Source organism: Chlorogloea sp. CCALA 695 (assembly GCF_003003885.1).
Classification (GTDB): domain Bacteria; phylum Cyanobacteriota; class Cyanobacteriia; order Cyanobacteriales; family Chroococcidiopsidaceae; genus Aliterella.
This window is the reverse complement of sequence record NZ_PVWN01000016.1, coordinates 68,737-95,378: the sequence shown is the minus strand read 5'-3', so window position 1 is coordinate 95,378 and position 26,642 is coordinate 68,737. Positions and strand designations below refer to the sequence as shown.

General features: G+C 42.3%; 25 protein-coding genes and 1 pseudogene. 13 read left to right on the top strand and 13 right to left on the bottom strand.

The annotated features are described in order from the left end of the window. Positions 1-375: transposase (locus C7B70_RS11115; protein WP_199192194.1), on the top strand; the 375-nt coding region annotated here is incomplete at its 5' end. Positions 376-465: 90 nt separating this feature from the next. On the opposite strand, the gene C7B70_RS26955 is transcribed toward C7B70_RS11115, so the two are convergent. Together C7B70_RS26955 and C7B70_RS11105 are read right to left on the bottom strand one after the other, a co-directional pair. Next, the gene (locus C7B70_RS26955; protein WP_199192193.1) at positions 466-615 is read right to left on the bottom strand and encodes a hypothetical protein; all 150 of its coding nucleotides are present in this window, start codon (positions 613-615) and stop codon (positions 466-468) included. 100 nt (positions 616-715) lie between these two features. Continuing rightward, positions 716-1,444: pseudogene (locus C7B70_RS11105) on the bottom strand (IS1 family transposase). A 39-nt stretch (positions 1,445-1,483) separates the two neighbouring features. On the opposite strand from C7B70_RS11105, the gene C7B70_RS11100 reads away from it, so the two are divergent. The 5 genes from C7B70_RS11100 (at position 1,484) to gloB (ending at position 8,697) form a co-directional block, all read left to right on the top strand. Next, the gene (locus tag C7B70_RS11100; RefSeq protein ID WP_339376696.1) at positions 1,484-2,833 is read left to right on the top strand and encodes an isopeptide-forming domain-containing fimbrial protein; all 1,350 of its coding nucleotides are present in this window, start codon (positions 1,484-1,486) and stop codon (positions 2,831-2,833) included. An 80-nt stretch (positions 2,834-2,913) separates the two neighbouring features. Next, positions 2,914-5,502 (top strand): M1 family metallopeptidase, encoded by a 2,589-nt coding sequence (locus tag C7B70_RS11095; RefSeq protein ID WP_106369105.1) that lies wholly within the window; start codon positions 2,914-2,916, stop codon positions 5,500-5,502. A gap of 296 nt (positions 5,503-5,798) precedes the next feature. Then, positions 5,799-7,508: an AarF/ABC1/UbiB kinase family protein gene (locus tag C7B70_RS11090; protein WP_106369104.1), complete on the top strand. Its 1,710-nt coding sequence runs from the start codon at positions 5,799-5,801 to the stop codon at positions 7,506-7,508. Between the two features lie 40 nt (positions 7,509-7,548). Next, positions 7,549-7,920: a hypothetical protein gene (locus tag C7B70_RS11085; RefSeq protein WP_106369103.1), complete on the top strand. Its 372-nt coding sequence runs from the start codon at positions 7,549-7,551 to the stop codon at positions 7,918-7,920. A gap of 6 nt (positions 7,921-7,926) precedes the next feature. Further along, on the top strand, positions 7,927-8,697 hold the full coding sequence (gene gloB / locus C7B70_RS11080; protein WP_106369102.1) for a hydroxyacylglutathione hydrolase: 771 nt from the start codon (positions 7,927-7,929) through the stop codon (positions 8,695-8,697). Positions 8,698-8,790: 93 nt separating this feature from the next. Here gloB and C7B70_RS11075 read toward each other — a convergent pair whose 3' ends face one another. The 5 genes from C7B70_RS11075 to C7B70_RS11055 form a co-directional block, all read right to left on the bottom strand. Continuing rightward, complete coding sequence (locus C7B70_RS11075) at positions 8,791-9,354, bottom strand: Uma2 family endonuclease (RefSeq protein ID WP_199192192.1); 564 nt, start codon at positions 9,352-9,354, stop codon at positions 8,791-8,793. A 120-nt stretch (positions 9,355-9,474) separates the two neighbouring features. Next, the gene (locus tag C7B70_RS11070; protein WP_106369100.1) at positions 9,475-9,939 is read right to left on the bottom strand and encodes an SRPBCC family protein; all 465 of its coding nucleotides are present in this window, start codon (positions 9,937-9,939) and stop codon (positions 9,475-9,477) included. Between the two features lie 21 nt (positions 9,940-9,960). Further along, on the bottom strand, positions 9,961-11,433 hold the full coding sequence (zds, locus tag C7B70_RS11065) for a 9,9'-di-cis-zeta-carotene desaturase (RefSeq protein WP_106369099.1): 1,473 nt from the start codon (positions 11,431-11,433) through the stop codon (positions 9,961-9,963). A 35-nt stretch (positions 11,434-11,468) separates the two neighbouring features. Beyond that, positions 11,469-12,377: a pyridoxamine 5'-phosphate oxidase family protein gene (locus tag C7B70_RS11060; RefSeq protein ID WP_106369098.1), complete on the bottom strand. Its 909-nt coding sequence runs from the start codon at positions 12,375-12,377 to the stop codon at positions 11,469-11,471. 33 nt (positions 12,378-12,410) lie between these two features. Then, positions 12,411-13,007: a glutathione S-transferase family protein gene (locus C7B70_RS11055; protein WP_106369097.1), complete on the bottom strand. Its 597-nt coding sequence runs from the start codon at positions 13,005-13,007 to the stop codon at positions 12,411-12,413. Positions 13,008-13,096: 89 nt separating this feature from the next. Here C7B70_RS11055 and C7B70_RS11050 point away from each other — a divergent pair, with 89 nt between their 5' ends. Further along, positions 13,097-13,645: a TetR/AcrR family transcriptional regulator gene (locus C7B70_RS11050; protein ID WP_106369096.1), complete on the top strand. Its 549-nt coding sequence runs from the start codon at positions 13,097-13,099 to the stop codon at positions 13,643-13,645. A 10-nt stretch (positions 13,646-13,655) separates the two neighbouring features. Here the strand turns inward: C7B70_RS11050 and C7B70_RS11045 are convergent, their stop codons facing one another. Next, the gene (locus C7B70_RS11045) at positions 13,656-15,296 is read right to left on the bottom strand and encodes a hypothetical protein (RefSeq protein ID WP_106369095.1); all 1,641 of its coding nucleotides are present in this window, start codon (positions 15,294-15,296) and stop codon (positions 13,656-13,658) included. A 357-nt stretch (positions 15,297-15,653) separates the two neighbouring features. Between C7B70_RS11045 and C7B70_RS11040 the strand changes: the two genes are divergently transcribed. From C7B70_RS11040 to C7B70_RS11030, 3 genes are all read left to right on the top strand, one after another. After that, entirely contained in the window at positions 15,654-16,013 is a 360-nt protein-coding gene (locus tag C7B70_RS11040; protein ID WP_106369094.1) for an iron-sulfur cluster assembly accessory protein, read from the top strand. Positions 16,014-16,081: 68 nt separating this feature from the next. Next, complete coding sequence (locus C7B70_RS11035; RefSeq protein WP_106369093.1) at positions 16,082-16,504, top strand: hypothetical protein; 423 nt, start codon at positions 16,082-16,084, stop codon at positions 16,502-16,504. A gap of 8 nt (positions 16,505-16,512) precedes the next feature. After that, positions 16,513-16,782, top strand: coding sequence for a hypothetical protein (locus tag C7B70_RS11030; protein ID WP_106369092.1), 270 nt, complete (start codon positions 16,513-16,515; stop codon positions 16,780-16,782). A gap of 50 nt (positions 16,783-16,832) precedes the next feature. Here C7B70_RS11030 and C7B70_RS11025 read toward each other — a convergent pair whose 3' ends face one another. The 4 genes from C7B70_RS11025 to C7B70_RS11010 all read right to left on the bottom strand — a co-directional run bounded on the left by C7B70_RS11025 (position 16,833) and on the right by C7B70_RS11010 (position 20,234). Then, positions 16,833-17,759 (bottom strand): TIGR01777 family oxidoreductase, encoded by a 927-nt coding sequence (locus C7B70_RS11025; RefSeq protein WP_106369091.1) that lies wholly within the window; start codon positions 17,757-17,759, stop codon positions 16,833-16,835. Between the two features lie 22 nt (positions 17,760-17,781). Continuing rightward, positions 17,782-18,675, bottom strand: a complete 894-nt coding sequence (locus tag C7B70_RS11020; protein ID WP_106369090.1) for a methylenetetrahydrofolate reductase — start codon at positions 18,673-18,675, stop codon at positions 17,782-17,784. A 99-nt stretch (positions 18,676-18,774) separates the two neighbouring features. After that, entirely contained in the window at positions 18,775-19,782 is a 1,008-nt protein-coding gene (trpS, locus tag C7B70_RS11015; protein WP_106369089.1) for a tryptophan--tRNA ligase, read from the bottom strand. A gap of 122 nt (positions 19,783-19,904) precedes the next feature. After that, on the bottom strand, positions 19,905-20,234 hold the full coding sequence (locus tag C7B70_RS11010; protein ID WP_106369088.1) for a DUF565 domain-containing protein: 330 nt from the start codon (positions 20,232-20,234) through the stop codon (positions 19,905-19,907). A gap of 187 nt (positions 20,235-20,421) precedes the next feature. On the opposite strand from C7B70_RS11010, the gene C7B70_RS11005 reads away from it, so the two are divergent. Further along, entirely contained in the window at positions 20,422-20,913 is a 492-nt protein-coding gene (locus C7B70_RS11005; RefSeq protein ID WP_106369087.1) for a hypothetical protein, read from the top strand. A 59-nt stretch (positions 20,914-20,972) separates the two neighbouring features. Continuing rightward, positions 20,973-22,745 (top strand): glycosyltransferase family 39 protein, encoded by a 1,773-nt coding sequence (locus C7B70_RS11000; protein ID WP_106369086.1) that lies wholly within the window; start codon positions 20,973-20,975, stop codon positions 22,743-22,745. A 103-nt stretch (positions 22,746-22,848) separates the two neighbouring features. Here the strand turns inward: C7B70_RS11000 and C7B70_RS10995 are convergent, their stop codons facing one another. Then, positions 22,849-25,851 carry a hybrid sensor histidine kinase/response regulator gene (locus tag C7B70_RS10995; RefSeq protein WP_233220893.1) on the bottom strand — a complete coding sequence of 1,001 codons (3,003 nt, stop codon included), beginning with the start codon at positions 25,849-25,851 and terminating at the stop codon, positions 22,849-22,851. 416 nt (positions 25,852-26,267) lie between these two features. Here C7B70_RS10995 and C7B70_RS10990 point away from each other — a divergent pair, with 416 nt between their 5' ends. Beyond that, positions 26,268-26,639: a KaiA domain-containing protein gene (locus C7B70_RS10990; RefSeq protein WP_106369084.1), complete on the top strand. Its 372-nt coding sequence runs from the start codon at positions 26,268-26,270 to the stop codon at positions 26,637-26,639. Positions 26,640-26,642: the final 3 nt, after the last annotated feature.

The following is a 26,642-nucleotide window of genomic DNA, read 5'->3' as shown; positions in this document are numbered from 1 at the left end:
AGTTTTTTTGTAGATAATAATAATGGCGAGAGTTTTTTTGAGTCTTTAGAGAAGCTAAATCAGTTTACTAAAGCTGAGAGGGTTAAACAAGGGAATAAGTTGGAGCTTTATGAACGGATAGGTCCGATAATTTTAGTAATTTTAGATAATGCCAGCTATCACAAGCGTCAAGACATTATTGATAAAATAGAGCAAACACTACCGAATATACAGCTTTGTTTCTTACCAACTTATAGACCAGACTTCAATCTAATTGAGTTAGTATGGCATTCCTGTAAAGCTCGCTGGGGGGATACTCCCCCCAGCAGACTTTACGTAAAGAGTTCATTGCTCATCGGTTATTTGAGTCGGTTAACCAACTTCAGGAAATTTTAAGGAGGCTACTTAACCAAGGAGAGTTAATAATTAATTGGTCGAAAAGTATCCAGAATAAAGGCAATCAAGTTATTGCAAGCTAAATGTCTATTAGCTTAACTGTGGTCTAATACCACGTTTATGTAACGCCGCACGCAAATCCTTGGAGTCATAGCCTTTATCTGCTGCCAGCACTTTGACCCGTTTGCTATTTCTACCAGGTCGATTAATTTTGACGACAATGCTATCTAAAAGTGGCATTACTTGTTCTCGTTCACTACCATTGGCTCGCGCGTGTGCTACAAGAAAGTGGCATACCGTTACCGTCCGTTAGGGTATGGAACAAAATTCCTTGGTAGTGCTAAATATGTAAGGATTTATTGTAATGGTGGATAAAAAGCCAAATAGCACCAATATGATTCTCGCTCTTTCTTTGAAAACGAAAGAGTCTTTCTGACTAATCGAGCAATACGTTGACGCATAGTACAGTTGAAACGCGATTGGGTAATTAGTTTTACCTGTTTCCTTCCCAACCGCTTTATGCCTCGTACTAGGCAAAGTTTGCCCGTATGCTTGCCCTAAGTCAGTATAGGCAACAGCACATTGTCTGTAAACCGCAGGTAACGAAAGCCATAAACGTTTTGCTGCCTTGCGTGAACGACTACCGATATACAATCCGACAATTTCTTTAGTTTCGTTCGTCTATTGCTAACGCTCATCCATTGCTTCAAGCTTTTCTTACACGCATTTGACCACATCTCATCACCAGGAAATTGTCAAGTGTCCTTTTTTTTTGAGCTAACTGAAACTTGTTGAGGTACGGTGCTGTATTTTCCGCGACTCGTAGGTTTGAATCCACATTTGCGAGATACCGCTAACTCTACAGATAGCCGCAATTGACTTTCGTTCTAGCAATAGACTATCAATCAGCTTTTTACTCTCTTCTGTAACGGGACGATTACGGGGATTTAGCACAAACTGGCTCTTTGCAGTTTCGGCATTTATGATTTTGGCTACCGTTATGGATGAAGCCATTTTTTACTATTCTCTCTGACCTGCATTTTGGACAGCTTAACTTCCCCTCACTCATACAACTCTCTCTACATACGCTTTACACTTATCCTTACCTATTTGGCACTACCATAAAATTAAAGCGTGTTCCCTTATCCTTGGACAACTATTACCGCGAACTAGCGTTTGCAATCTCTCTTTCTGTTCTAAATTTAGGAATCCTTTAGCAGGCATTGTCCCCTCCACCCTTTGCCAGTTCAAGTTCTTATTTTATGTCTTTTTAAGGTCTATTAGCTTAGTATGGAACGTTGGTACACTAGCTCCTAATGCAAGTGCTACTTTAACTATTCCTGCTACCAGGTTAACAGCCGACAATACATTAAACACTGCTGAAGTAACATTGTCAGAGCAGAGCGATCCAAACTCAACTCCTGGCAATGGTCAAGTTGGCGAGAACGATCAAGATAGTGTAACAGTACCAAATCAATCTGTAGATATCGCCGTAGCAAAAACCGTCAACAATTCCACGCCCAACGTAGGTGATAGTGTGACATTCACTATTACAGCCACCAATCTTACAGCTTCTACAACTGCTACAAATGTAGGCTTGTCTGACATCTTACCTCCAGGGTTAACTTATCAGTCCAATACAGCATCTACAGGTACATATAATAGTGGCACTGGAGTTTGGAGCATTGCCAGCCTCAATTCTGGAACCCCAGCTACTTTAACAATTACAGCTACTGTAACAACATCGGGAGCAAAGACAAATACTGCCCAACTAAGCGCCCTAGACCAAAGCGATTCAAATTCAACTAACAATAGTGGTAGTGCTACCGTTACCCCCTCTGGTGTTCCTCCAAATCTACTTCTAGTTAAACGCATCACAGCAATTAACGGCGAACCCGTAATTAGGCTCGAAGATGGGAGCAATATTCCGGGCGATCCGAACAATGTAGGAACTAAAGCTGCTGATGATGACGATAATATTCGTTGGCCTGATACTTTTCCCCGTAAGGAATCTTTGCGCGGTGTAATTAACAGCAGCACCATTACTCCTGCGGTTAATTTAAAGCCTGGCGATGAAGTAGAATATACAATCTATTTCCTCAATAATGGTGCTGCATCAGCGAATAATGTCAGTATTTGCGACTTTGTACCAGCAAATCAAACTTACATTGGTACGGGCTACAATAGCTTGACTACAGCAGACGTTGGAGGACTAGCAGGTTCTAACTACGGAATTGCGATTTTGAGCGCTAATGGTGGTACGCCAGTAAAAGCAACTAATGTGATGGATGGCGATCGCGGTCAATTTTATAGTTCAAGTTTTCCTAGTGCGTGTACAGGCACAACCAATGGCAATGGTGCAGTAGTGGTAAATATGGGCAGTATTCCCAACGCTACGGGGCCTGGTACGCCTGCTAATTCCTACGGTTTTATTCGTTTCAAAGCCAAAATTAATTAGTTGGTTGTTACTTCTGGCATAACTAAAAAGCTTTATGGTGGAAAAGTTAGAATTTAGCTGATTATTCCTCACTCTTAACTATGTCTCATTCTTATTTTGATACCGAAGCTAAAAGCCACAAGTCTTTTGAGTTGCCAGGGGCAAAACCTCACTATAACCCCGATCGCCCTGGACAAGTTGAGCATATTTTTTTAGACCTCAATTTAGATATCCCCAATCAAAGCTATACAGGGATTTGCAAACTCACACTCAAACCAATAACCACAGGGATTAATCGCTTATCATTAGATGCGGTGAATCTCAATATCCAGTCGGTAGACATTGATGGGACACCACAAAGCTTTGATTATGACGATGCTAAGTTAGATATTCGTTTGGAAACAGCAACCGAAGTAGGTAAAGTAATAAAAATTGCGATCGCCTATTTGGTAGAAAAACCCCAACGCGGACTCTACTTCATTACTCCAGACGACCATTACCCCAATAAACCAATCCAAGTTTGGACGCAAGGAGAAGATGAAGATTCTCGCTATTGGTTTCCTTGCTTTGACTATCCAGGACAGTTAGCCACTTCAGAAATTAGAGTCCGAGTACCTAATAATATGAAAGCTATTTCTAACGGACGCTTGGTTGAAACTCAAGAAGATGGCAAATCGACGATTTATCACTGGTTGCAAGAGCAAGTACATCCTACTTATTTAATGACGTTAGCGGTAGGAGATTTTGCCGAAATTGAGGACGAATGGCAAGGAAAACCCGTAACTTACTACGTAGAAAAAGGCAGGGAAGAAGACGCACGGCGCAGCATGGGCAAAACTCCCCGGATGATTGAGTTTTTTAGCGAAAAGTATGGCTACTTATATCCTTTCCCCAAATACGCTCAAGTCTGCGTTGATGATTTTATTTTTGGCGGGATGGAAAATACTTCTACAACCTTGCTAACAGATCGCTGTTTGCTGGATGAAAGAGCGGCTTTAGATAATCGTAATACCGAAAGTTTGGTTGCTCACGAACTCGCTCATCAATGGTTTGGCGATTTGGTAGTAATTAAACATTGGTCGCACGCTTGGATTAAAGAAGGGATGGCTTCTTACTCTGAAGTTATGTGGACGCAAGAGGAATATGGAAATCAAGAAGCGGCTTATTACCGTTTACTCCAAGCCCGTAACTATTTAGCAGAAGATAGCAGCCGTTACCGTCGCCCGATTGTTACCCATATTTACCGAGAAGCGATTGAATTATACGATCGCCATCTCTACGAAAAAGGTTCTTGTGTGTACCATATGATTCGCGCCGAATTAGGCGATGATTTGTTTTGGCAAGCAGTTCAAACTTTTGTCCGAGATAATGCCCACAAAACTGTAGAAACTATCGACTTATTACGCGCCATTGAAAAAGCTTCTGGGCGCAACTTACTGTTTTTGTTCGATCAGTACGTTTATCGCGGCGGTCATCCCGATTTTAAAGTTGCCTATTCTTGGGACGATGACAGCAAACTAGCCAAAGTTACCGTTACCCAAACCCAGGTTAAAGAAGGTAGTAATACTGATTTATTCGATCTAAAAATTCCAATTTCTTTTGGCTATACCCAGGAAGGAAACCCAACAGAGTTTAAAACCTTCCCGGTGCGAATTTACGAGCGGGAACAAAGTTTTTACTTTCCTTTAACTGAAAAGCCCCACTTTATTAGCTTTGATGCCGGAAATAATTACTTAAAAACTGTTGCTTTAGAATACGCTTTGCCAGAATTACAAGCACAGTTGCAATTTGACAAAGATCCCGTTTCGCGGATTTATGCAGCTAAAGCGATCGCAACTAAAGGCGGACTAGAGGCAGTCAAGGCGCTGATTAAAGCTTTGACGAGCGATGCGTTTTGGGGTGTGAGGCTTGAAGTAGCCAAGAATTTAGCTGAAGTCAAGCTAGACCAAGCTTTTGATGGTTTGGTGGCGGGTTTACAAGATGAAAATGCTTTAGTTCGTCGGGCGGTAATTGAAGCTTTGGCGCAAATTAAAACTACTGCCAGTTACAAAGCGATTAAACCTTTTGTTAAAGATGGCGATCCTAGCTACTACGTTGAAGCGGCGGCGGCTAGAGCGATAGGTGCGATCGCATCAGTAAATTTAGATGACGAATCTAAAGAGAAAAAAGCTATTAAGCTACTGAATACTGTACTAGAAAAAGCAGGTTGGAACGAAGTTGTGCGATCGGGGGCAATTTCTGGGCTTAGTCAGTTAAAAACTTCCCCAGAAGCCCTTGACATCATCTTGCAGTACACTAAACCGGGCATTCCTCAAGCTTTGCGTTTGGCGGCTATTCGGGCTTTAGGGACGGTTTCTGTGGGTCAAACTCCGGTGAATTTGGAACGAATTTTAGAACGTTTAGACGGGCTATCGTTAGAAACGTTTTTCTTAACCCAAATATCGGTAGTTGTGGCTTTAGGACAAATGGAAACGATCAAAGCGGCAGCGATTTTGAATGCGTTAGCTAATCAAACCCCTGATGGGAGAGTGCGGCGAATGGCGGAGGAGGCCGTGCAACAAGTGCAAGCAAAAGCTGGTTCAGTGCAAGCTACAAAGCAATTACGCGAAGAACTCGACCAACTAAAAAAAGATAATCAGCAACTCCTAAGCCGTTTAGAAAGTTTGGAGGCTAAATCAGCTAGTAGTTAAGACTCTCAGAAGATACTTTATATTTCCTCCCCCCTTAAAAAAGGGGGGATCTACGCGATCGCAAGATACCGATCCACTTTTTACAACATCCTTTAAGACTTAAAAAAATACACCTATAACTTTAGCTAAACCTCTTATTACTTTTCTTATAAATACTTTGTACTTTTAAATACTATAATTAATAAAAAGATATACATAAGTGGTTGCTTTTGGCGGCTGTAATTAAAAAAAGCTACCTATTTTTAGATAAAACCACAATAAAAGTACAATTCTCAGTTTGAGAGGCAGATCGAGGCGTGGGTCAGTATCAAATTGGTCAAGAAAATCGGCGCTACAATCCTGAAGCGCTTGTAAAATACTTCCGTTTCCGTCCTTGGCTAGTATGGGGACGGATTTTAACTATTATTTGGTTTTTTTCGGGTTTTGTGTTGGGGATGAAATCTGACGAGTGGTTGGGCAAAGCTGAACAAAATCAGCCGTTGCGTGCTACGCAACTACGAAAAATAATTACTCGTTTAGGGCCAACATTTATTAAAGTTGGTCAAGCACTATCAACGCGCCCAGACTTAATTAGAAAAGACTTTTTAGAAGAATTAATTAAGCTGCAAGATCAATTGCCACCTTATAGTAATGCGATCGCATTTCAAACTATAGAAAAAGAATTAGGTCGCCCCCTAGAAGAAGTCTACAGCGAAATTACCCCTAATCCTGTAGCCGCCGCTAGTTTGGGACAAGTATATCAAGCCCGTTTGCATAGTGGGGAAGAAGTGGCGGTAAAAGTACAGCGCCCCAACTTACGCCCAGTTTTAAACCTAGACTTGTATTTAATGCGTTGGGCGGCGGGTTGGCTTGCGCCTTGGCTTCCACTCAATCTTGGTCACGATTTGCAAACAATTGTGGATGAGTTTGGGACAAAGTTATTTGAGGAAATTGATTACTTTAATGAAGGTCGCAACGCCGAGAAATTTGCTACAAATTTCCGCGACGATCCCCGCGTCAAAGTTCCGGCTATTTATTGGCGCTATACTAGCGATCGCGTTTTAACTTTGGAGTGGATAAACGGCTTCAAACTCACCGACACTCAGAGCATTAAGCAAGCCGGACTCGATCAAAATAAACTTATCGAAATAGGGGTAACTTCTGGGCTGAAGCAGTTGCTAGAGTATGGCTTTTTTCACGCCGATCCCCATCCAGGTAATTTGTTTGCTACCGTTGACGGGCAGATGGCGTACATCGATTTCGGGATGATGGATCAGCTAACTGAGGAAATGAAAGAAACCTTGGTTGATGCGTTGGTTCATTTAGTTAATCAAGACTACATTGAGTTAGCCGAAGATTACGTCAAGCTAGGATTTTTAGCGCCAAATACCGATATTCGCCCGATTGTACCCGCTTTAGAAGCCGTCCTTACTAATGCGATGGGCGCAAGTGTTAGCAGTCTCAATTTTAAAACTATTACAGACTCCTTCTCGGAGTTAATGTATGAGTATCCTTTCCGCGTCCCAGCAAAGTTTGCTTTAATTATTCGCTCTTTAGTAACGCAAGAAGGAATTGCTTTAAGCTTAAATCCTGACTTCAAAATCGTTGAAGTTGCTTACCCATACATTGCCAAGCGCTTGTTAAAAGGAGAAACGCCCCCACTACGGCGACGGTTGCTGAATTTATTGTTTAAAAATGGTAAGTTTCAGTGGGAGAGATTAGAAGACTTAATTGCGATCGCCCGCGCCGATAATAGTTTTGACTTATTACCTACAGCGCAGATGGGCTTACAGTTCTTACTATCAGAGGAAGGACAGTATTTGAGACAGCAATTACTCCTTGCTTTAACGGAAGACGATCGCCTGCATACAGCAGAAGTCCAAAGTCTGTGGAATTTGATTAAAGACGAATTACAGCCAAATCGACTATTTGATGTAGCCCTCGGTGCTTTAAGCGATTTTTCAAAAGAGCGCACCGCCGCAATTTTACCTGTTTTTAATGCTTTTAATGGCAAATCAGGTAAGTAAAGCTTAAATAACTTCCCTTAATCACCAACTAGAAATTACCATGTCTTATTATCCCGAACCACCGTATTTTTTAATGTTTGCCGGATTTGCGATCGCCCTAGCTGCGGGTACGGCTTTTGCGGCTACCTTAAAACTAATTGTGGCAAACTGGTCAAGCGCCCGCGCCGCCGCAACTAAGGCTCAATTACCTACCGGACAATTAATTATTCCTTACTTGGGTATTAATGTTGGAATCTTGGTCTTTTTATCGGCGGGATTAGAAATATTTGGTTTTCCTAGTTGGTTAGCAACGGCTACGGCTGCACCTTTAACTTTGCTAATTGGTTTATTGGTATGGTATCAGCTAGGCAGTATGTTGTCTTTTGTCGAAAAGAAAGGTTTTGAATCCTTAGATTTAGATTCTTGGCGCTAAGTAATTATGGACGTAATTCGCATTCCCGTACTTACAGATAATTACATTTTTCTCCTGCATGATCGCCAAAAAAACACTGCGGCGGTAGTCGATCCGGCGATTGCGGAACCTGTAATCGAGCAACTGCAACAACTAGGCGCTAAATTAGTCGCAATTTTTAATACTCATCACCACCACGACCATGTAGGCGGAAACCAGCAATTAATCAAACATTTCAATGACGGGGTAGTTTATGCGGGAGTTGAAGATCGCGGTAGAATACCTGGACAGCAAGTATTTTTAAGCGGAGGCGATCACGTAAATTTTGGCGATCGCACGGGCGTTGTATTTTTTGTTCCCGGACATACCCGCGCCCATATCGCTTACTACTTCCCCGCCACAGCCACGGAAAGCGGGGAGTTATTTTGTGGCGATACCTTATTTGCTGGCGGTTGTGGGAGACTATTTGAAGGTACGCCAACACAGATGTTAGAGTCTTTAAGCAAGTTGCAAGCTTTACCTGATGATACGCGGGTATGGTGCGCCCATGAATACACCTTAAACAATCTCAAATTTGCTCTAACTGTAGACAGTACCAACTCCGACTTAAAAACTCGTTTTGCCGCCGTTCAATCCGCCCGTAGCCGCCATGAACCAACTATTCCTTCTAATTTGGGGTTAGAAAAGCGCACAAATCCATTTTTGCGTTGGAACCAATCAACATTGCAAGCCGCCGTAAATAGTAACGATCCAGTCCAAACTTTTGCTCGGCTGCGAGGAATGAAAGACAGGTTTTAGCGCATACTTAACTAAGTTTGAGCGAGTTTTTAGCTAACAACTCTCAGGACGGTTAGTTTACTTGGCTAGTTCGTGTAGGGCATTTTTGTTTAATCAATTAGGTAGCCTAGCTAATTGAAATATTTGCTGAGGATTAAGTTCTAAGCCTTCTAGAATTGTGTCAGTTATAAGCGATAGCTTTGTATAAGTGCGTGGTGGCGCATCAGGGTAAAAAACCGTAACGCTACGCTCTTGGGAATCCACTATCCAAACCCGCAAAACCCCGGCGGTTAAGTAATCGGTGGCTTTTTGGCTTAATCCTCCAAAAGTTTGCCCTGGGGAAATAATTTCAATTACAAGTTCTGGTGCAACTGGACAAGCGTCGTCTTCCAGCCAATCTGCGTTAAGGCGACTGTAGGAAATATAAGTTATGTCTGGGACAGGAACCCAATCTTCGTTGTTACGTTTTAATCGTACCGCCCATTCTGGATATAAATAGCCTTTATTTTCTGCCCAAGCATCCATTAATATTAGTAGAGCTTTTTGAACGCCAGCATGAAATCTTTTAGGCGACATTTTTGGTATTGCTTCACCTTCAATTAATTCATAAGCTACATCACTTACTGATAAAGCAAAAAATTCTTCAAGAGTGAGTTTTATAGTAGATTGAATCATCATGTCAATGCTGGCAAATAGTTAATAGTTGCGATCGCCCTAAACGAAATTACAACTCTTGTGTTAGGTGCGGTTAACTTAGTACAATTGCACTGTCGTAATGCGATCGCGATTGTTAGAGGCTCAACTTGTTTGGGTTTCGACTTGCGAAGATGTTGGTTGCTGGGCGTAATCGCGGAAACTCTCTAAACTTTGCTTAAGGCTTGATTCTACAGCTTTGCCTAAAAATAGGTTGTCCATTAGTTTGCCCAAAAGCCCAGGAATTGCATAGGCAATAGAGAGTTTGACAATACTACTATTATGGCGATCATAAAAGCGAATAGCGCCCCGATTGGGTAAACCATCCACTGATTCCCACTCAATAATTTGGTGAGGAACAATTTTTGTAATCCGCGATAGCCAACTAAATTCTAAACTACCTGTTTTTAGCTTCCAGCGCGATAGTTGAGGATCGTCTGGGAGAACTTTTACCGAATCAATCCATTGCATCCATAAAGGCATTTGCTCTAAATCTGCCCATAGCTGCCAAACTACATCTATAGGAGCATCTACTTCAATTTGTACGCTATGTTCTAACCAATCAGCCATCTAGTTTTCCTCTATTATTGTTCAGGATACCGTAGATAATTGCTGAGGATTTTTTATTTCCTCTACACTAGCCAAAATTGCTTTAGCCGCCTGAAGACCAGAAAGCGTAGCACCTTCCATACTATCGATGTAGTCTTGCTGAGTATAGCTCCCTGCCAGAAAGAAATTACTTATAGGTGTTTTTTGCGCTGGACGATACTTGTCCATTCCCGGAGCTTCTCTATACAATGACTGAGCGAGTTTAACTACGCTAAACCAAGTCATATTTAATTCCCGCGATGAGGGAAATAAGGCGTGGACTTGCTTAAGGACGTGCTGGGCAATTTCTTCGTTACTTTGTTTAATGAAAGGATCTCCTGGGGTCAATACCAGTTGCATTAACGAGCCTTTTCCGGGAATGTAATAATTGCTAGGGCTAGTTAAAGCCAAATCTGCAAAACAAGAAAAGTCCGCGTCGGCTGTATATAGTAAGTTATTTATCCCTGCGGCATGGTCTAATTGCGTACGGCTTTCAACATTTTGCAATTCTGTTACCCAACCATCAAATCTTAGTTGGACTGTAGCAACCGGGACAGTATCTAATTTATAAATTTTGTCAAATTGAGGCCATTTGCGCCATTGTGGGGGTAGTATTTTCTGGATTCCCGGCACATCGCAAGCAAATAAATAAGCATCAGCTACAACTGTTTCTTCAATTTCGCCTTTAGCAATTACTAGCCCGGTAACTTTTGTTTGTTCACCTTCTCCGGTGTACTGAATTTCTCTAACGCGGCGGCGAGTGTGGATTTTTGCCCCTCTAGCCTCTAAATATTCCACAATTGGCTTTAGCAAATACTCATGGGGTGAACCTTCTAGCATTCGTAATACTGACGCTTCGCTTTTGGTGGCGAACATCAAGAAGATTGTTAGCATACAACGAGCAGAAATATTTTCAGTGTCGATAAAGCCAAGGGCGTAGGCAATCGGGTTCCACATTCGTTTGAGACTGCCATTTCCTCCTCCTTGGCGGCGAAACCAATCAGCAAAGCTAACTTTATCCAAATTGCGGATAGTTTTCATTGCCCCCTCAAAGTCTACCAAGCCTCGGACTATGGGGCTTGTACCAAGTGCGATCGCATTAAGGGCTTTATCGAGTAACGATAGCTGGGAAGTAGTAAAAAATGCCTTTAATCCATTGAAGGGCGCACCCGTAATAAAGCGAAAATCTAATTCGCCAATGTGTCCGCCTTCATTAATAAAACTATGGGTATGTTGCTTTAAAAGCAGGCTTTCTAACGCGCCCACTTTTTTCATCAACTCAAAAAGTTTGTAGTAATTACCAAAAAAGACGTGCAATCCCATCTCTACATGATTGCCATCCGGGTCTACCCAACTGCCAACTTTGCCGCCCACAAAAGGACGTGATTCAAAAATTTCTACTTCTACACCCGCATCTACTAATTCTACAGCCGTTGCCAGCCCAGCCAGTCCCGCCCCGACGATCGCCACACGCATCTAGTTATTTAACCCTTCTCGATTCTTTACATATTTTAATCTGTTTGCGGTTTTGTTTTCATAGGTAAATAAGGGGAATATTCTTTAAACTGCCATTGTAAAGAAGTAGCCGACGTAAGAGACTTTACTTTTTCAATTTGAAACTCTACCAAACGGTTAGCACCAGCAAATTGTAGAGCTTTTTTACTATCCCAAGTGATCGCTGCTTTCCCGGTAAGCTGAAGTGTGTCCCCAGTTGCAAAATCAATAAATAACAGTCCGGCTTGCGGATTTTCTACCAAATTGCCCAAAGTATTAAACATATTATTGCCAGCGTAATCAGGAAAAACTAACTCGTTTTTCTGCAAAACTCTAACAAAGCCTGGATAACCGCCACGATGGGAAGCATCCGCGCCGCCTTGGGGGTGACAACTAGCAATAAAAAATGTATCTGCTTGTTGGATAAATTGTTGCTGCTGAGGCGATAGCGTTTCTCCAATTTGGACGCTAGATTTACCGCGATTAAGAGTAGCGTTAATTTCCCGTTTTTGGATGTACTGAGGACAGTTAAAATATACTTGCTGGGTATGCAAATAAATCTTATTTTCGCCCTGCAACTTAGCTTTACCGTTCAATCTCAACCGCTTGCGGGTGGCTAAATCAATTACCAATAAACCAAGTTCATCTGTAAGACGTAAATTTTCTTTTAACTCGTCGCTGTCGATAGCAATTTTTACTATTTGTTCGGCTACGGCTTGCAAAAATCCTGGTTCACCCGTAAGTAGAGAAGCCCAAACGCGGTTGCTTGAATCAATGGTACTGGCGATCGCTAATCTTTGACTAGCTAAAAAACTTTGCATTGCTGGCTTAACAACTGCACCACCGATTGCCTTTGCTAAACTTTCGGCTTCTGCTTGAACACCTAAGCGCGCTTGGACTGCAAGTTCTCCCGAATGATAAATCATTGCCTAGTTCCCCAATAATTTTGCCTAAATAACTTACAATCCTGGCATCCCTACATAACCGGGAAGCTGCTTGATGCGACTAATCCAAGCAATTACATGAGGATAATCTTCCAAGGCAATTTTGCCATCGGCGGCTAAGGCAATGTAAGGAAAGCAAGCAATATCGGCAATAGTTGGGCGATTTCCTTCTAACCAGTCTTGCTTTCGCAACTGTTCGTCCATAACTTGCAGGATTTTAAAAGCTCTACTTCGGGCTAATTCTAAATCTATCTTGGCGTTAAATATAAAGTGCAACCTAGCGGCGGCAACACTGTGTTGAATTTCATTTGCTGCGGTCGATAACCATTGACCAACTTTAGCCATTGGTGCTGCTTCTAGAGGTAGCCAATTTTCACCACCGTAGCGCCGCGCCAAATATACCAAAATCGCTTGAGAATCTCGAATAACTACATCGCCATCTATGAGAATTGGTACTTGTCCAAGAGGGTTTAATGTTAGAAACGCGCTTGATTTGTGTTCCCCGGCTGATAAATTAACCGCTACAAGCTCATGCTCTAATCCTAATAATGACAACATCAGCCTAACTTTATAGCAGTTTCCTGACAAATTTAGGTCGTACAGTTTTAGCATTGCTTTTTCTCCGTGAAACCGAACGTTCGGTACAAACTCACTGTATCAAACGTTCGGTAAAATAGCAATGAACTACTACATCTACATAAATGGTCAAAAACGAAACGATCGCTCAACTCCTAACTGTATTTCAAAGATACGGTTATGAAGGTGCAACTTTAACGCGGCTTTCCGAAGCTACAGGTTTGGGTAGAGCTAGTCTTTACCATCATTTCCCTAAAGGTAAAGAAGAGATTGCTGCGGTAGTTCTCAATTACACCAACGATTGGCTGGCAACAAATATTATTGCTCCATTGGGCGAGAGGGAGCGTCCAGGGTTACTAAGAATTAGGGAAATGACAAAAAAAGTAAATGAGCTTTACAGTTGCGGTCAAAAGCCTTGCATATTAGCTGTGCTAGTGCTAGGAGAAGCTAATGATATATTTCACAAGCAAATTGGGCAAGCATTAAAACTTTGGATCGATACTTTAGCTCAGGTTTTATTAGAGGCTGGCTTCGACGAAAAAACAGCACATTACAGGGCTGAAGATGCCATTTTACAAATTCAAGGTTCATTGATTTTGGCGCAAGGATTGAAAGATACTAAACCATTCGAGCGCGTCCTTGCACGTCTACCAGAAACTTTGCTCAATATTTAATTAGCCTAAATTATTCAAATTGTGGCATTAGTTGCAGCATCCCAATACCTAAATCTTTCGGTGAGAGACTTTGCCCCACAAATAGCGCCATCATATCTTTTAAATGTGGCTTTCCCCGCGAAGCACCCATTAGCCCCCTTGCAACTATTAAACCGCAATAACCCTGAGTCTTTTTACACCGTTCGTCCCATTTTTTACGCGCGGCGATGTGAACCGGATCTCGATCTAAAAACTCGCCAAATAAGAACATTTCGCCCTTTTCAGTTTTTAACACGCCTAAATCGTAACTTTCTTCTTCCAAAGGATCGGCTCCAGGATTAAAACCAATACCTGTGATTCCTCCCGCTTCTTGAATAGAAGTAATGATTGTCATTGCTTTGGGGCGGGAAGTTTGAATTAAAATTACTGGTAGTCCATCTCCCCCTTGGGTAGGTGTGGCTTCTTGATGATAAATTGCGCCTTTGCGGAGAAAATCGACCATTTCCCACGAGACTACACCCAAGCTTAAAAACGAGTCTTCGGGGATCAAGTCATCTCGTAAAGACTGAACTATTGACATTTCCTCGCTATCGCTATCATCAAAGGTCATTTCTTCTAACTCGGCGGTGAGTTCTGGCATCGTAGCAACAGTGACAGCAATGGGTTTTGGTTTAGCTTGGGCATCGCTAGAAGGAATAGAAATCTTATACTTATGCTTAAGCAGGCTGAGGTCTACCGATAGGCGATCGCGTTCGTCTTTAATAAAGCGATTGAGACTATCTAAAGCCACATACATCGCCAGCGCTTCTTCTTCGTACAACACCGAGCGCAAGCCTTCTAAGGGGTGAATATTACCGAAAGAGGGGTGAAGTTCATCTAAGGGCAAATCGGCTAAATCGATAATTTCGTCATCATCATCATCATCATCATCTTCCTCATCATCGCTGTCAAAGGTCAAAAACAAGCAGTCTTGCTGTAAAAAAGCCTCCTCTAAGTTTCCGGGCGATTCTTCTTCTAACAATACCTTTGCCCGAAATTGCTTTAAAGACTCCTCTGAGCGATAGAACAAAACCCCGTACTCCATCCCCAACATTCCCATTACTGAAGCGTAGAGAGTGCCAATATCCCATTGATTTAATTCAATAGAGATAATTTGATGCTCCTCTAATAATTCCCAAGGAGCGCTATGCCAAATTTCAAAGGCTTTTTGGGTGAGAGCTTGGGCATACTGTGGCGGCAAGTCGGGCGTTTGAGCTTCAATAGAGTCTTCAAAGCTGCGGTAGAGTTCGTCAATTAAGGGCAATTCGGGGACGTAATCAATAGCAATATCTAGTTCTTGAAGAGCGCCACGCAAGAAAAATTGAATTTCGCGGCTTCTGACTACAATTTTTTGGGGACGAGCAGGTTTACCAGGGCTATTGGGATGCTCTATGGCTCTTAATAGCGTCCGCACAATGGCTTCTGGGCCTGTGTCTTGAGCTACTACATCCATTGCCCTCACAACGCCTTGGGAACCGTCTACCCAAAGGATACACTCCCCATTGGGTTGGCAATTAGGCTCCAATACTGAGGAGGGGGGCGAAAATGGGCGGCGATCGCCCTCCCAAACACTAGAAATCTGGTTTAATTGTTGTAAGCGACGACGGGTAGCACTATTCAAAGACATTGTCATAAACGGAGCCAATCACCAGAGACGAGAGGAAAAGTGTTAGGAGGGAGTTTTTAGCAGCAAGTTTTTTAATAAAAGTGTCGCTTCTAACTAAGAGCTACGCCTACTTGTTAGGATTTTTAACAATTTGCGCTATTTCTAGCTAAGTAATCTATTCTAAGACAGATAGCTTCAATAATTTTAATTACAGGCTCGTTTACCATAGCTAAAACTAATACAGCAAGAAGCTAGGCTTGTAACTAAAGCTCTCAATATTGATAGTAGCTAAGATTGTGGACAGTTAAAAGCGGTATAACTCGCTAAAATAAACTAAAAAGCTGCGATCGCTTCCCTATTAAGTTTAAGGCAGGTTTCTATACTATGACAAATTCTACAGTTCAGTCTGGGCAACGCGGAATTCAATTAAGTCAAGCTGCTTTGCAACACTTGCAAGCCTTGCAACAACAACAAGGCAATGCTTTGTATTTGCGTGTAGGAGTACGTCAAGGCGGTTGTTCGGGAATGTCTTACATGATGGATTTTGAAGCTGAAAGTAATATCAGTGAAAAAGATCAAGTATTTGATTACGATGGGTTTAAAATTGTCAGCGATCCCAAAAGTTTGTTGTACCTTTATGGTTTAATGCTTGATTACAGCAATGCTTTAATTGGGGGCGGGTTTCAATTTACTAATCCCAATGCAGCCCAAACTTGCGGCTGTGGTAAGTCTTTCGGTGTCTAGAACCTTCAAAGCAGAAGTTAATTTTATTTACTTCTGCCTCGCTTTTATCCCCTTGTTGATTAGGAACGATGACCGAAACCGTTGGCACTTTATTTGAAGAAAGTTTAGAACGTTACAAAGCTGGGGAAGAAGTAGCCACCTTAATTCCAGCTTTTAAAGAAGTATGCGATCGCGCTCCTAAAAGTAGCGCCGCTTGGGCTTGTTTGGCTTGGCTGTATATGTTGGATAGTAAGCCCAATCCCGCCTTTAAAGCCGCCCAAAAAGCTGTAAAGCTAAATCCTCAAGACGCGCAATCAAGAGTTAATTTAGCTCTAGCCATGTTAGAAAATAATACTAAGGGCGTGCGCGAACACATCGATCTAGCGATGCAGCTAATTATGATTGATGATGAAGTCCGCGCCGAAATCAAACAAAGTATTGCTGATGGGTTTGCGCGAAAGCCTGATTGGAAAAGCTTAGAAAGAGTAAATAATTGGCTGTTTGAGGTGTAAGTTAATTTATGACTAACCAAAGTAAGCCAGAAAATATTTTTGTCAAGTGGATTAATTTAGCTTTGGTGGCAGATGTTTTTTTAGTATTGTTTGCCTTTTTTTGGTTAGCGATCGCTGTAATTGGTCACGCACTCAAATTACCCCTAGGTTTAGACCTATGGTACAAGCTGTGGACACCAGTATTTACGCCAGCGATCGGGATTTTGATGGCAGGAACAATTATTAGCGGCGTGGCAGGTAAAATTACTCAACTTCGCCGCAACAGGCAAATGTTGTAAGTTGGCTAGGAAGCAACAAATATAGGTTGCTTCTTAGCACCAATAATACTTTATCCGTTGCCTAAGATGTCTTTAAGCGCCTCTTTAAGCGTAGGATATTGATAATCAAAGTTGTAAGCCAAAGGACGCTGCGGGACGACTTGCTGCCCCTCTAAAACCACGATTGCACCATCCCCAAGCAGCGCCTCTATAGCTAAACTAGGCACAGGCAACCAAGAGGGACGATTCATAACTTGCCCCATAGTTTGCGATAACTCATTCATCCGCACGGGGTTAGGAGCAGTACCATTGAGTACGCCGCTAATATCAGGGCGGGTAAGGGCTTGAATAATCAAATTTACCAAGTCGTCGCGGTGAATCCACGAAAACCACTGCTTACCCGTACCAATGGGGCCACCAGCAAACAGTTTAAACGGTGTCACCATTTTATCTAAAGCCCCACCTTTGCCTAAAACTATGCCCAAGCGAATAATTACTAACCTGACTCCGGCGCTGGTAACTTTTTGCGCCTCCGCTTCCCAATTTGAGCAAACTTGAGCCAAAAAATCGTTACCCGCCGCGCTCTTTTCGTCAAAAGTTGCGTTTTCGCTCGTACCGTAGTAGCCGATCGCTGAAGCATTGACTAATACTTGGGGTTTGGGATTTGCTAGGGCGATCGCTTCGACAATTTTTTGCGTCCCCAGTTTCCGGCTGTGCAAAATTTCTTGTTTGCGGGCTGCCGTCCACCGTCCTTCGGCTATGGGTTCTCCGGCTAGGTTGACTACACCGTCACAACCTGCTATTGACTGCTGCCAATCACCCGACTCAGAGGGCGTGTAAGCCACTATTTCGACGTTAGGAAATTGAGAACTAGGAAAGCTTTTTTGAGCAGCCATAACATTACGAGTTAATACAAGTATGTGATGCCCCTGCAAGTGCAATCTTTCTACTAAACGTTTACCTACAAAGCCCGTTGCACCAGAAATTGCTACTTTCATGTTTACCTTAATAAATAGTTATTCAACTTGATAATGGAGCAATTTCTGCTTTGTCTAATATTTGGGCGATCAAATCTTCGCGTTTTACTGCCATCATGTGAATACCTTGGCAGGTTTGCCTCGCTAACTTAACTTGCTCGGCAGCGATCGCAATTCCTTCTTGGAGTGGATCTTCAGCATTTGCCAAACGATCAATTGTAGTTTGGGGAATATTCACCCCCGGAACGCAGCGATTGATAAATTGGGCGTTTTTAGCAGACTTAAGTAAAAAGATGCCTGCCAGAATAGGCTTATTGGAAGTGGCGGCAATTTGACTCATAAATTTTTCTAGGCGCTCAAAATCTGTAATTAACTGACTTTGAAAAAACTGCGCCCCCGCTTCTAGCTTGCGCTCAAAACGACGTTGTAAGCTCGACCAACTAGGCAATTGTGGATCTACCGCCGCACCTACAAATAAATCCGTTGCGCCATCGGTAAGCGCAATATTGTTGTAGTCAAAACCAGTATTGAGCTTGCCTACCAATTGCAACAATCGTACTGATTCGAGGTCAAATACACTTTTAGCTTCTACGTGATCCCCAGCTTTTACCGGGTCGCCAGTCAAAGCTAAGATATTGGTAACACCCAGAGCATGAGCGCCCATTAAGTCTGCTTGCAACCCGATGCGATTGCGATCGCGGCAAGCTACTTGACAAATTGGTTCTATGCCCTGTTGCAGCAACAGCACCGAGGCAATTACCGGACACATCCGCAATACTGCCCGACTACCATCGGTAATATTTACAGCATGAACTCGCCCCTTGAGAGTTTGTGCTATTTGCAACATATGGCTAGGATTGCCGCCTTTAGGGGGTGCAATCTCGGCGGTAATTAAAAATTCATTGTTTTTGACGGCGGTGCGAAATATATTACTCATTTGCTCATTTTTAGTGTTGGCTGTTACCTACATTGCATCTGTTTTAACAGCTAACAGGATGAAAAATCTCTAGATGTAGTTGGACAATAGGCTAAATAATTACACTGGCACAGAATACCCCAAAGCCGCCTTAACTTTACTCAGGGTATCATTGGCAACTGCTTCTGCTTTTTGTCTGCCGTCACGCAATACTGATTCTAAATAGCTTTTATCGTCCATTATTGCCGTATATTTGGCTCTAATTGGCTCCAAATGCGCGATCGCACTTTCTGCTAACAGTGGTTTAAATTGCCCCCAGCCCATAGCTTGACACTCCTCTGCTACAGCTTGTTTTGTTTTGCCCGATAAAAGCATATACAACGTTAGTAGATTATGACATTCTGGACGCGCCTCGTCGTCAAAAACTAGCCCCCGCTCTGGATCGGTTTTGCAGCGTTTAATTTTTTGGTTAATTTGCTCAGGAGTGTCTAATAAATTGATTCTACTAGCTTCGGCGGGGTCAGACTTAGACATTTTGCGCGTACCATCAGTAAGACTCATTACCCTTGCGCCAACTTTCTGAATTAAAGGATCGGGCAACTTTAAAACGGGCTTTTCGCGCGCAAACAAGTAGTTAAACCGAGCAGCGATATCGCGGGTAAGCTCTAAATGTTGCTTTTGATCTTCCCCTACAGGCACTTTATCAGCTTGGTAGAGTAAAATATCTGCCGCCATCAGCACGGGATAATCTAATAATCCCACATTGACATTTTCCCCTTGCTTAATAGCTTTTTCTTTAAACTGAATCATGTCTTCAAGCCAGTTTAAGGGAGTAATGCAGTTTAAGAGCCAGGTTAATTCGCTATGAGCGCTAACGTGAGACTGAACAAAAATATCAGAGTAACTTAAGTCAATACCACAGGCTAAATATAAAGCTGCGATCGTATAAGTATCTGTTGCTAAGGTTGCGGGGTTATGAGGCGCGGTAATGGCGTGTAAATCGACAACACAAAAGAAATTTTCATACTGACTTTGCCCTTCTACCCAGTTACGAATTGCGCCAAAATAGTTACCTAAATGTAGATTTCCTGTGGGTTGAACTCCCGATAAAACGCGCAGACTTGCCATAAAATTTAGTTTAATTGCCAAAGAGCCATGAATATCAATACTTACTTTATGATCGCAGTTTATCTAGTTTGACATTTTTAGCGATCGTTGGGAATTACCAATTACCCATCACCAATTACCAATTACGAACCCAATTTAAAGGCTTCAATAAATAAACTGTAGGTCAGCCCAATTTTCAGCGCGTTTAACGACTCTACCCAAAAACTTCGCCCTTCCCGGCGGCGACGGTAATAAATTCGATCTACTATCTCGCACAAAGCTACTAAAATACCCGCAGCAACAATATCCAAATTTGCAGATTGTCCCGCCGTAGTAGCAACTGCTGTTCCTAAAAAAAAGCCAAACAGCAAACTAATCGTTAGTATAGACAGCCGCCGCCAAGGATTAAATATCCAGCTTCCCACCTGTCCGCCCAAAGCCGTAACCAAATTGTTAAGACGAGTATTTTGCATCGCTGAAGTTATCCTCAAGCCAGTGTGACAGATTTCGTTGTGACAATATCCCCTTACCAAAGATATCGCACAAGCTTTAGCCTAGGGCAGTAGTCCTCAAGACGTTATTTCTAAAAATACCAATAGATAATAGAGATATAGACTGACAAGCATGATACGTATAAATAAACTAGATATCTATAAAACTATGAAGGCTAAATCGTCGGTGTACCCAGCCGTCATGATTGCTTCTTTATTCGGGTTGGTAGTGTTGGTATTGGGGGCTATGCAATTTAGTGTGTCGATTGAGCAACCACCTACAGTATTGCCCGATTTATCTCCTGTACCATCGGCTACCCCCACAGGCAAGAAACAGGGAGCAACAATTGCTAAAGTGGCAGGAGTTCCGGGGGCGTTAATATTAAGCAATCAAACCGATTTGCCTGTAAGAGTGGCGTTGCTGGCAAGGGGTAAAAAAGCCGTAGAACCTGCTCATTGGGACTTTGCACCTCTTGAAGGCAGTACCGAAGGATTAGTTCTTTCTTTGCCGGAAGGGAACTTTAAGCTAGAAAAAGGAGACGTTTTAGTTGCCTTTGCTCAAGATGGTTCGGGGCAGTATTGGGGTCCTTACGTAGTCGGCGAGAGCGATGCACCTACTTGGGATGCCAAACTTTTAAGATGGAACTTAACTTTGCAATAGCTTTTCAACATCCATCGCCGATATACTGCGGGCGATCGCTAAAAACTTTTACGCACTAAATGATTAAACGTCTAAATCGTCCTCTAGTTAGTTGGCTAAATAACACTACAAATCGTCCTCGCCAAGCTCTGATTTTAGCTATTTTGTGGCTGCTGTTCGTGGGGCTAGTGGCTTTCTTTTGGCATTTGGGTAGTATTAGCCTTATTGATGAAACCGAGCCGTTATTTGCCGAAGCCGCCCGACAAATGAAGCTAACCGGAGACTGGATCACACCATATTTTAACGGTGAAACTCGTTTTGATAAGCCACCCTTGATTTACTGGTTAATAGCGCTGTTTTATAGTGTTATCGGGGTAAATGAATGGGCGGTGCGTCTGCCTTCGGCGCTGGCGGCAATGAGTTTAGTAAGTTTGGGTTTTTATACTATTTGGTTGTTTGGGTTGCACACTTCCGCCCCAATGGTAAAGCTTGAACATCGCCGCTATTGGCTCAGTGCGTGCCTAGGAGCGGCATTGATAGCACTCAACCCTGAAACTATTGTTTGGGCGCGTACAGGAGTGTCTGATATGCTGCTAACGGGGTGTATGGGTTCGGCGCTACTATGTTGGTTTTGCGGTTATGCAAGTTCTTTACCTAAAATAAAACTGCGTTGGTATTTAGCGTTTTATATTTTAATTGCGGCGGCAATTCTTACTAAAGGGCCGGTAGGCATTGTTTTACCTGCTCTGATTATTGGCTCGTTTTTATTTTATCTGGGTAAGTTGCGAGAAGTTTTATCAGAAATGCGCCTAGTTTATGGTGGCTTAATTATTAGCGCGATCGCATTGCCTTGGTTTGGGCTAGTTATTGCCCGCAATGGCAATAATTACATCAATTCATTTTTTGGCTATCACAATCTCGAACGTTTTACAGGAGTAGTCAATTATCACTCGGCTCCTTGGTATTATTACTTTGTGGTTGTGTTGCTAGGCTTTGCCCCTTGGTCGGTTTATTTACCTGTGGCGATTTCTAAGATAAAGTTACAAGCGCGATCGCATTGGCAAAAGCAAGAACGCATTTATCAGTTAAGTTTATTTGCCTTATTTTGGTTTTTAGGGATCTTTAGCTTTTTCACCATCGCCGTTACTAAGTTACCTAGCTACGTATTGCCCCTCATGCCAGCTTCGGCTATTTTGGTAGCATTGCCTTGGAGCGAACCAATCCCTTATCAACCAAGTTGGAAATACCGCAGATTTTTTTATATCAGTCGTTGGCTAAATGTAGCGTTAATGTTAGTTCTAGCTGTGGGATTATTTTTAGCGCCGAGATTAGTAGGTGTAGATCCAGCCATTCCTAAATTACGTCTACTTGTCGAACAATCAGGCTTACCCATTATTGGCGGGACAATTTGGGCAATAGCTGGAATTGGGGGAGCGGCTTTAATTTTAGTCCGTCAAGGGCAATGGTTGCTGAAACTAAACTTAGCCGCCTTTATCGCCTTTGCAATTTTTGTGATGATGCCTACGGCTTTTTTAATTGATGAAGCTAGACAAGTACCCTTAAAAGAATTATCGGCGATCGCGGCGGCGGCTCGTGTACCCAATGAAGAATTGGTAATGATTGGTTTCAAAAAGCCGAGCGTCGTATTTTACAGTCATTTGCCCGTAACTTATATCAAAGAAACTAATGCGGGGATAAGTTACGTGCAGAAGCTCCTCAGATCAAAATCTGCCTCCTTTTCCGCTATGGTTTTAGCTCAACCCCAAAAGCTAGTTAAGTTAGAAACCCCCCCAGGCAATTCTCAGCAATTAGGGGAAGCTGGCGCTTATCGACTAATCAGAGTCGCCAAATAAGTAGCGTTGCTGAAAGCGTGATGATTTTTTCTTTTCGCAATCCTGTCTCCTCATTGGGATTGTTCATTGAAATTACCAATTACCAATTACCAATTACTACCAATTACCCATTACCAGCAATCAAAGCCTCATGGATGTAATTTAGTAATTCCTCCATCGATAAAGATGGTGGCAAAATCCGAGTGGCGATCGCATTTATAATACTTTCCCAGTTCATAGTTTGAATTTGAGAAAATTGTTCTGAGGAATAACCATAACTAGATACTGGTTGGCGGAGTCTAACCGACTGGGGTTTGACATTATCTTGATTTAGCCTGTCTAATACTAAAATCGGCGGAAGTGCCTGCTTGCTCAAAGTAGTCAGTGCTTCCATTGCTTGAGGAGTGAAAGGCTTATTTCCCAAGCTAATTATGATTAAATCCACACTCAAAGATTGCACCTGTGACATTACTTCCGCCCACGACTGACTCATAGTTGTTCTAAATCCAGCCGTTTGCAAATACTGCACCAAAGCTTGAAACCACTCGTTTTTAGTAGCAATACTCGCTCCCACTGCTGACGGCGGTTGCAAGTCGGGCAAATTGGCAATATCAACTATTAATAAGCTTGGTTGCCAACTAATCCCCGCCGCTACCTGTAAACCCGCCAACAAAGAATTTATAGTTACGTCTTTGTCGGTAGTCAAACAAGGAAACACCATTAATCCCGGTACTTGACTTGCTGCTTGAGTAGTGTCAGCGTTCAATGTTACTAAAGGTAAACGTTTTAATTTAGGGTAAGTGTTAAGTTGCCGCAAGTAATCTAAAGGCTGCAAAACTGCCCCGTCGATGACAACAACATTAGGCTGCCAAATCCGAGCTAACAACTCGGCTTGCTCTAAGTCTTCCGCTTCAATAACGCGGTGATGAAGTTGCAACAAACTAGAAGTTAGCAAAGAAGACTCAAAAGGATTAACCACCAACCACAAAACGGTTAATAAATCGTAGCGATCGCTCTCGGTACTTTCTGGCGGCAAGATTGGAGTTGTAGGGTAAAAACGATGCAGAATTTGCTGCAATTTTTGGCTGTGGATGGGAAGGTTAATAAATTCATCAGCACTATTTAAAAATGCTCTCTCTCTCTCCGCGCCTGTAGCCGTAACAATAACTGGAATTTGGCCTGTTGCCGCGTCGGTTTTAAGCAAGGTTAAGACATCCCAACCAGAAAGCATTGGTAAAACTGGATTGAGAAATATAGCGCCAGGTTGCAATCTCCTTGATTTTTCTAAAGCTTCCGTTCCCGAACGAGCAACAACAACCCGAAAACCTAAAGTATTTAATTGTTCGCTAAGATTTTCGACAAATTGGGGCGCAGCCTCGACTACTAATATCAACGGGTTAGGGCGCAATAAAACCTGTGATGTTACCTGTCCTTCACCTAACGGCGAGAAAACCGGAGCAGATGGGGGTGTAGGCAATAGTGAAGTGGGCGTTTGTCTGGGTGTGGGATAAGTTCTAGGGCTTGTTTCTTCCTTGGCAATGCTTTTTTGGGGAGGACTAGGAGGCAATAGCAAGGTGAAAGAGCTACCAACTCCTTGTTTAGATAAAAAAGTTACATCTCCACCATGCAACCGCGCCAGCGCTCTTGTCAATACAAGTCCTAACCCTGCGCCCTCAAACTGACGAATAAGGGGATTTTCTAGTTGTTGAAATTTTTGAAAGATTAAATGCTGTTTCTGTTCGGCAATTCCAATACCTGTATCCCACACGGTAAAAGCAATCCAACCTTCCCAACGATTTACCTGCAAGCCCACTTCGCCCCCTGGCTCGGTGAATTTGTAGGCGTTACTCAGCATATTTACGAGCATTTGGCGCAGGCGCAATTCATCAGCGATGAAGATATCTATGCTTGGTTCGATTTCTAAGGTAAATCGATGCTCAGGAGTAGTGTCAAGGTGGCTATTAGCTTTAGATGATAATGCTTTGACTTGCTGGAGGGCGCGATCGCAAACAGTACGAATCCTTACAGGTTCTAAGGTCAATTCTAGCTGTCCTGTCTCCATCCGCGTCAGGTCTAAAATATCGTTTACCACTGCCATCAAATCACGGCTCCTTTGATGGATTAGTTGCGCGTAACGCTCTTGGCGATCGTTTAGTTGCCCCACTGCCTGATCTTTTAATAAGCTTGATAACCCCATGACGGCGGTAATGGGGGTTTTTAATTCGTGACTAATACAAGCCAAAAACTCATCTTTAAGGCGGTTTAGCCCAATTAGTTCCGCATTTTTTGCGGCAAGTTCGGAGGCTAATTGTTGTTGATAGCTAATATCATTGGCTACCAATAGCCATAAATCTTCAAGGGAGTTACTTAAAGAGATTTTGACAAATTCCCATACTTTCTCTCGTCCATCGGGCGCTGGGCAGATACAGAGGCAAGTACCGGGTTTTGTTCCCAACTGACAGCGACTAAAGCTAGGTTGTTTGTCGGTAGGTCTTTTATATCCTCTGCTTTGATTTGGCCTTGCGGGAGCCAAAATGTCGGCGATTTCTTGCCGGACGGAGCCAAAATCGCCACCAAAGCCAAATTGTTCTTGCCAAATCTTTGATTGGGCGACAATATCCCCGCTACTGGTTTGTAATACTACCGCCCAAGGCAATTTTTCTACTAATTGAACTAAAAAGTTTAAGGGTAGTTGGCTATTAAAGCTGTTTTCTGGCGGTGACGATGCCAAGTGTTGTAGCAATTGCGAACTATTTACCAATCCTAAATATTTGGCTTTGTCGTCTACTACTGCCCATTGGTCATTGCTAGACTTGTTTTGTTGTAGATACAAATTGAATTGCTCTAAACTCCAATCTCCAGGCAATATTTTTAATGGTTCTATCAGAAGCGGATTGTCTTGCAGCGATGACTGTAGCAAACGCTGTTTTTTAACTTTTGACAAATCTTCTGAGTGAAGTTTGAGCCAATTTGTATAAATTATGCCTATCGGTTGCTGTTGGGCGTTTACTACGATGATGCGATCGCTCTTTTTCGCTGCTGATACTTCTAATAATCCTGCTATGGCTATGGTTTCCTCGCACCAAGGTACAAGCGCTAGAAAATTTTTCAGTGTTAGGGTGGGCATTAGCATTACGTAGTGCCAAGCATCATCGCTAAAAATGATAAGTAGTTTACAGGCTTTCTATTGTAATCAATACTACATCCTTGGGCGGCACTTGTGGCTACGGTTTTAATGATAGCTTTCATTCCTGGCGATGATATTTATAGTTAATGGGGGTTATAACCGCTTTTAGGGCGATCGCCTTTAGCAATTATAATAAAATATGATATCTTGTTAGCTTAATTTTTACCTGCCATTTGCTTATAAATTGACACATTTTTGTAGTGCAGCTTTTTGATTAACTCTTTGTATTTTATCTATATAAATCTCCCCAAACTTGAAAATTCATATATTAATAATTTCTTAACTTTTGAAAGTTAATCAACTTTAACCAAAGTATTAAGTCTTTTCATTAAATTTAATTGTTTTAATAAAAATTCATGGAGTGTTTTAGCTATCATAATGGGCAGGAGCAAACAGTATTTCAGCAAATGTCACCAGAAAAGCAAACTAAATTTTTGCAAGAATTAAAACAAGATTATCAACAAATCATTTTGATTTATTTTACAAACCCAAGCGTTAAAATTGAAATTGAGCAATTTACTGATAAAGTTTTTCTCAGTAATATGCCAGTACCGCAGGTTATTCAAATTCATATGGAACTGATCGATGAGTTTGCCAAACAACTAAAATTAGAAGGAAGAAGTGAAGAAATATTACTTGACTACCGCCTGACTTTAATTGAAATTTTGGCGCATTTGTGTGAAATGTATCGCCGTCATCCATTTAAATTTTCTCCTGTTGAATGTTAGGAT

What these genes read in the sequence shown, in the direction of transcription:
- C7B70_RS11050 (WP_106369096.1), top strand. Translation starts at nt 13,097, where the DNA reads ATGGTCAAAAACGAAACGATCGCTCAACTCCTAACTGTATTTCAAAGA.
- C7B70_RS11025 (WP_106369091.1), bottom strand. Translation starts at nt 17,759, where the DNA reads ATGAAAGTAGCAATTTCTGGTGCAACGGGCTTTGTAGGTAAACGTTTA.
- C7B70_RS11035 (WP_106369093.1), top strand. Translation starts at nt 16,082, where the DNA reads ATGACCGAAACCGTTGGCACTTTATTTGAAGAAAGTTTAGAACGTTAC.
- C7B70_RS11005 (WP_106369087.1), top strand. Translation starts at nt 20,422, where the DNA reads ATGAAGGCTAAATCGTCGGTGTACCCAGCCGTCATGATTGCTTCTTTA.
- C7B70_RS11020 (WP_106369090.1), bottom strand. Translation starts at nt 18,675, where the DNA reads ATGAGTAATATATTTCGCACCGCCGTCAAAAACAATGAATTTTTAATT.
- C7B70_RS11000 (WP_106369086.1), top strand. Translation starts at nt 20,973, where the DNA reads ATGATTAAACGTCTAAATCGTCCTCTAGTTAGTTGGCTAAATAACACT.
- C7B70_RS10995 (WP_233220893.1), bottom strand. Translation starts at nt 25,851, where the DNA reads ATGCCCACCCTAACACTGAAAAATTTTCTAGCGCTTGTACCTTGGTGC.
- C7B70_RS11060 (WP_106369098.1), bottom strand. Translation starts at nt 12,377, where the DNA reads ATGATTTATCATTCGGGAGAACTTGCAGTCCAAGCGCGCTTAGGTGTT.
- C7B70_RS11085 (WP_106369103.1), top strand. Translation starts at nt 7,549, where the DNA reads ATGTCTTATTATCCCGAACCACCGTATTTTTTAATGTTTGCCGGATTT.
- C7B70_RS11010 (WP_106369088.1), bottom strand. Translation starts at nt 20,234, where the DNA reads ATGCAAAATACTCGTCTTAACAATTTGGTTACGGCTTTGGGCGGACAG.
- C7B70_RS10990 (WP_106369084.1), top strand. Translation starts at nt 26,268, where the DNA reads ATGGAGTGTTTTAGCTATCATAATGGGCAGGAGCAAACAGTATTTCAG.
- C7B70_RS11040 (WP_106369094.1), top strand. Translation starts at nt 15,654, where the DNA reads ATGACAAATTCTACAGTTCAGTCTGGGCAACGCGGAATTCAATTAAGT.
- C7B70_RS11045 (WP_106369095.1), bottom strand. Translation starts at nt 15,296, where the DNA reads ATGACAATGTCTTTGAATAGTGCTACCCGTCGTCGCTTACAACAATTA.
- zds (WP_106369099.1), bottom strand. Translation starts at nt 11,433, where the DNA reads ATGCGTGTGGCGATCGTCGGGGCGGGACTGGCTGGGCTGGCAACGGCT.
- C7B70_RS11030 (WP_106369092.1), top strand. Translation starts at nt 16,513, where the DNA reads ATGACTAACCAAAGTAAGCCAGAAAATATTTTTGTCAAGTGGATTAAT.
- C7B70_RS11055 (WP_106369097.1), bottom strand. Translation starts at nt 13,007, where the DNA reads ATGCTAAAACTGTACGACCTAAATTTGTCAGGAAACTGCTATAAAGTT.
- C7B70_RS11075 (WP_199192192.1), bottom strand. Translation starts at nt 9,354, where the DNA reads ATGATGATTCAATCTACTATAAAACTCACTCTTGAAGAATTTTTTGCT.
- C7B70_RS26955 (WP_199192193.1), bottom strand. Translation starts at nt 615, where the DNA reads ATGCCACTTTTAGATAGCATTGTCGTCAAAATTAATCGACCTGGTAGA.
- trpS (WP_106369089.1), bottom strand. Translation starts at nt 19,782, where the DNA reads ATGGCAAGTCTGCGCGTTTTATCGGGAGTTCAACCCACAGGAAATCTA.
- C7B70_RS11095 (WP_106369105.1), top strand. Translation starts at nt 2,914, where the DNA reads ATGTCTCATTCTTATTTTGATACCGAAGCTAAAAGCCACAAGTCTTTT.
- gloB (WP_106369102.1), top strand. Translation starts at nt 7,927, where the DNA reads ATGGACGTAATTCGCATTCCCGTACTTACAGATAATTACATTTTTCTC.
- C7B70_RS11070 (WP_106369100.1), bottom strand. Translation starts at nt 9,939, where the DNA reads ATGGCTGATTGGTTAGAACATAGCGTACAAATTGAAGTAGATGCTCCT.